This is a genomic window from Bacillus sp. JJ664 (genome assembly GCF_036962205.1).
In the GTDB taxonomy this organism is placed as follows: Bacteria; Bacillota; Bacilli; order Bacillales; family Bacillaceae_G; genus Gottfriedia.
On record NZ_JBALMS010000177.1, the window covers coordinates 1 to 4316 of the forward strand.

Annotated in this window: 6 protein-coding genes and 1 pseudogene; 6 read left to right on the forward strand and 1 reads right to left on the reverse strand. The window is 31.8% G+C overall.

The window, feature by feature from the left end:
* Positions 1-73 (reverse strand): annotated as a pseudogene (locus V7056_RS19605) (YitT family protein); the annotation flags it as partial.
* A 212-nt stretch (positions 74-285) separates the two neighbouring features.
* On the opposite strand from V7056_RS19605, the gene V7056_RS19610 reads away from it, so the two are divergent.
* The 6 genes from V7056_RS19610 (at position 286) to V7056_RS19635 (ending at position 3989) form a co-directional block, all read left to right on the forward strand.
* Complete coding sequence (locus tag V7056_RS19610) at positions 286-684, forward strand: hypothetical protein (RefSeq protein WP_499704071.1); 399 nt, start codon at positions 286-288, stop codon at positions 682-684.
* Positions 685-793: 109 nt separating this feature from the next.
* The gene (locus tag V7056_RS19615) at positions 794-1036 is read left to right on the forward strand and encodes a hypothetical protein (RefSeq protein ID WP_499704072.1); all 243 of its coding nucleotides are present in this window, start codon (positions 794-796) and stop codon (positions 1034-1036) included.
* An 88-nt stretch (positions 1037-1124) separates the two neighbouring features.
* Positions 1125-1466 carry a hypothetical protein gene (locus V7056_RS19620; RefSeq protein WP_499704073.1) on the forward strand — a complete coding sequence of 114 codons (342 nt, stop codon included), beginning with the start codon at positions 1125-1127 and terminating at the stop codon, positions 1464-1466.
* A 385-nt stretch (positions 1467-1851) separates the two neighbouring features.
* Positions 1852-2085 (forward strand): alcohol dehydrogenase catalytic domain-containing protein, encoded by a 234-nt coding sequence (locus V7056_RS19625; RefSeq protein WP_499704076.1) that lies wholly within the window; start codon positions 1852-1854, stop codon positions 2083-2085.
* Positions 2086-2147: 62 nt separating this feature from the next.
* On the forward strand, positions 2148-2711 hold the full coding sequence (locus V7056_RS19630) for a GNAT family N-acetyltransferase (RefSeq protein WP_499704074.1): 564 nt from the start codon (positions 2148-2150) through the stop codon (positions 2709-2711).
* 840 nt (positions 2712-3551) lie between these two features.
* Complete coding sequence (locus V7056_RS19635) at positions 3552-3989, forward strand: VOC family protein (RefSeq protein ID WP_499704075.1); 438 nt, start codon at positions 3552-3554, stop codon at positions 3987-3989.
* Positions 3990-4316 lie beyond the last annotated feature (327 nt).

Consider the following 4316-nt stretch of genomic DNA (forward strand, 5'->3'; position numbering starts at 1 on the left):
CAGTAAGTCCCAGGTTTATGGATAATCCTACCAATAAAGCATCATAAGGTGAAGTTCTAATGTCCGTATGTATAGTGAAAGAACTGCCTAGAGTTAATACTTTTTTTAATAACTTCTTATTGAACTAAACATGCGTCTGTTGTATTACGTGATCGACTTTTTAGTCGATTTTTTTGCGATACAATTTTTAATACTTGAATAAGATTAAAGGTATTAAATCTTTAATATTGAATATTAATTAAAAGTTATATAGAACAATTAATATTCATAAAGTGGAGGATATTAATGAAATATTGGATAAGTTTAATATGCGGAATTTCTTTATTGTTAGTATCATTTTGGACTTTGTTTTATGGTTATATGCCAAAGGTAGGAGTAATTGGAGACGGACCTAATTATACTTTAGTTTGGTATGAATTTAGTATTTTATTTATATCTGGGATTCTTATTCTATCCTTATCTTTTAATTTTAAAAATAAAAAATTAAGGCTTGCCTGGATTATTCCAAATGTATTCTGCTACTTAATAGTAATCACTTTATCTACTTTTGTAATTGAAAATTTTGAAGGAATGAAAGAAATAAATAGATTAACAATATGGGTTGTAGCTAATGTGGCTTTATTAATAATTTCTGTTTTCGGTAGTTTTCGAATATGGAATTGGATTAAAACTAGAAAAATATAAGATATATAATCAACTTAAAGTAATATATATTTATTTCAACTAACGCTCAGCGTTAGCTGTACAACAAATAGAGGATTTTATGAAAAATATTATTTAGGAGAGTGATTATATGAGAAGAAGGGGACTAGGAATCTCATTTATTACTATATCTGCTTTATTAATTTCAACCAAATATTTAAGTGCAGGAATTTTTGGTTCGAGTGTTGTTTCTTGGAGTGAAGAATTATTTAATGCAATGTTAGATTCAGTTGGAAATACTCTTAGCAATCTTAGTATATTGTCTTTAATTATTGGAATTTTATATTTAGTCTGGGGAGAATATGAAGAGTTTAATATAAAGAACAAAAATTAGATCATTCAATCTTATTAAGCTAACGCAGAGCGTTAGTCAAAGTCGCTCATGAGGCTTTTTCATTTTGATGATGGAAGTTGGTGTGAATATGAGACATTTAAAAGCTGTCGGCGTTATGATTTGTGCAAGTTTCCTCCTTATAACAGGTTGCGAGAAAAAAGAAAAATCATTTAAACGAGAGCATTATACACCGGTTCATTACACAGAGAAAGAAAAGAAAGCTTACGAAGCAGTTGCGCTTAAATTAGCAAAAGAATATGTTGAGAAAACACGGGGACCAATCACTGCCGAACAACATTTTGAAGCTAAGGTTGAAAAAGATGGTACCTTCACTGTTCACGTGACAAAAGATTTAGGCGAAACGAAAGAAGGGATCGCTTGGTTAAGCGTGAATCCAAAAACGAAAAAAATCATCGACGGCGTGCATTAATCAAAAGAAAACAAACACTCTAAGCTCAGCTGGGACTGCTTTTTATTTACGTATTTGGCATGATGGTTGAACAAGGAATTAAAAAAATAAAGTAGAAATATTTTAATATTCAACTTACATTTTAGAGGTAGCAGTCTTAAAGTTTTTACCGAAGCTAAATGTAAAGGAAAATACTTAGAAAGCGATGGTATATAAAAAAATATGGAACAACCAATGTTCTTAGTTAAAAAGAAGTCGAAATACCTGCTTTAAAGAACAATGAAGTATTGGTAAAAGTTCATGCTGTATCTGTAAATTCTTGGGACTGGGACCTCATGAGAGGTAAACCATTCTTGGTTCGCCTTGGGGGACTGCTAAAACCAAATATAATATTCTCGGAGCTGATATTGCGGGGAGGGTTGAAGCAGTTGGCAAAGAAGTAAAACACCTCATTATAGGGGATGAGGTATTCGGAGACATTTCCTGGTGTGGTTGGGGGGGATTTGCGGAATATGTATGCGTACATGAAGCCGCATTGACTTTGAAACCAGCCAAAATTACATATGATGAAGCAGCTGCCATTCCACAAGCAGCAGTCCTGGCCGCAACTCTCCTCCTCAAGAATTATTTCTTTGGGTGAAAGTTTTTTATTATTTATGTTTCATTAGGACATAATTAAAAGTTTACGAGAGGGGAAATTATATGAATCCTATTTTATTAGATGTTCCGTTACAAATAGAAACAGAGAGACTAATTCTTCGAGCACCACTTCAAACTGGTGAAGGAAATGTAGTAAACCAAGCTATTAAGGATTCAATTAGTGAGTTAAAGCAATGGTTGTCTTTATTCCAGTCAATTCCTACTGTTGAAGAAACGGAAATTCTCCTTAGAAATGCCCATATAGATTTTTTGAAAAGAGAAAGCTTTCGCTATCTTATCTATCTTAAGGGTACTAATGATTTTATTGGTACTGCTAGTCTTCACGGAATTAATTGGAACATTTCTAAATGTGAAATTGGATACTGGATTAACACGAAATTTAGTGGCAATGGATATATGACTGAAGCAGTAAGTGAGTTAACAAACCTTGGCTTTCAGCTACTCAAATTTAGAAGGATTGAAATACGATGTGAATCTAAAAACACTAAAAGTCGTACGATCCCTGAAAAACTAGGTTTTGAGCTTGAAGGGATATTACGTAATGATGATCTTTCAGCTGACGGTAATAAACTAACAGATACCTGCATCTATGCAAAGGTAAATTAGACTGAAATTTTATAAACCCTTATAAGAAAATAATCGACAACGACATTAAAATACGGTCACTCATGGCAACTCAATACAACGTGATACTCACCATATTGGTCAAATACAAATCAATAGAAAATTACAGAATGTATGGACAAAATACAAAAAGAAGATATGTATGGAATTGAATTAACGTATGAAGAATAATCAAAAGAATTTTGAATGTGAAATGCACCTCAATCGTTAGACACAACTAACAATTGGGGTGCATTTTTTGTGACAAAAATTTTATACGATTAAAAATTTAACAGCCACTCAAATATAACCAATGATTTGTAACGCATTTAGAATAACTCATGAATAAATTACCTCAATATTTAGTTCAATATGGATTCAGAAATTAGTGCTTCTACAATAGATTTTAGGGAGTAGGTATAGAGAAAAAATTATACACATTAACAAACTTGTACTGATTGAGTGATAGATAACACTGTACCTCGACAGGATACCAGTTAGAATAAAAAATTTAGTCTCTGCTTTCATTAAATATGACAGACATAATTTAATGATTTTTAGAAAAAATAGTATATCATATTGTGAAAACTAGACAAATAATTAGATTGGTTAGAAAGGGAAATACTTTATGAATCGTAAATTAATGATAAGTGGTTTTCAATTTCTTTTTTGATTTATTGTTTTACAGAGTTGAAATAAGTATGGATGGAATTAATATATTAATTGAGGCATTTGCGGGCTTGTTGAAGAAGGGAATTTATTGTTTTAAGCGAATTAGAATTTCAAATAAACCTTACACAAATACGGGTATTGAAAACAACGGGAATATAGGAGGTATGAGATATGAAAATCAATAGAATAGATCATGTGAGTATAAACGTAAATGATCTTTCAGAGGCTAAAGCGTTTTTTCTTGATTTAGGGCTTGAAGTGCAAGCGGAATGGGAATTGGATGGAGAACAGTTGGACAGAATCGTTGGGCTTAATGATGTTAAAACGGCATGTGTGGGATTGGGGATGCCAGATGGTCAGGCATGGATAGAGCTAGTCAAATTTTATTCCCCATCAGATGAAAAAGATATTCAGCAACCTTTTGCAAATACGCTGGGAATTCGACATGTTTGCTTTGCTGTTGAAGATATTGAAGCTATTGTTGCAAAGTTGAAAAAGAAAGGCACGGAAATCTTTAGTGAGATACAGCAATATGAAGAAAGCTATAAGTTATGCTACGTTCGTGGTCCAGAGGGAATTATTTTAGAGTTGGCGGAGAAAATCAGATAAATATTGAGTGGGACTTTAACTGATTTAGTCCTCCAACTTTAAAGATTTTTTCTTAAACTATTGGGTGCATTAGTTGAAGAAGATGATCGACAATTTTGTCGGTCATTTTTTATTGAACAAACTGGAAGCAGTATCATTCAATTAACAATGATATAATAAGGCATAAAAGGTTGCATAAAAAGTTATTATATAGGGTGCAAAAAATAAATACTTTGCTTTTTTATTATCAAAGGATAATTTAAAAAGGAGAAAAAATAAGTCTAAAATTAAATAACAAGGGTTGATTTTATTGATGAAAATATTATATATTCAAGGTTAGCAGTATAC

Bases quoted from the DNA above. Each gene is read 5' to 3' on its own strand.
- V7056_RS19610 (WP_499704071.1), top strand. From the start codon at position 286: ATGAAATATTGGATAAGTTTAATATGCGGAATTTCTTTATTGTTAGTA.
- V7056_RS19615 (WP_499704072.1), top strand. From the start codon at position 794: ATGAGAAGAAGGGGACTAGGAATCTCATTTATTACTATATCTGCTTTA.
- V7056_RS19630 (WP_499704074.1), top strand. From the start codon at position 2,148: ATGAATCCTATTTTATTAGATGTTCCGTTACAAATAGAAACAGAGAGA.
- V7056_RS19620 (WP_499704073.1), top strand. From the start codon at position 1,125: ATGAGACATTTAAAAGCTGTCGGCGTTATGATTTGTGCAAGTTTCCTC.
- V7056_RS19635 (WP_499704075.1), top strand. From the start codon at position 3,552: ATGAAAATCAATAGAATAGATCATGTGAGTATAAACGTAAATGATCTT.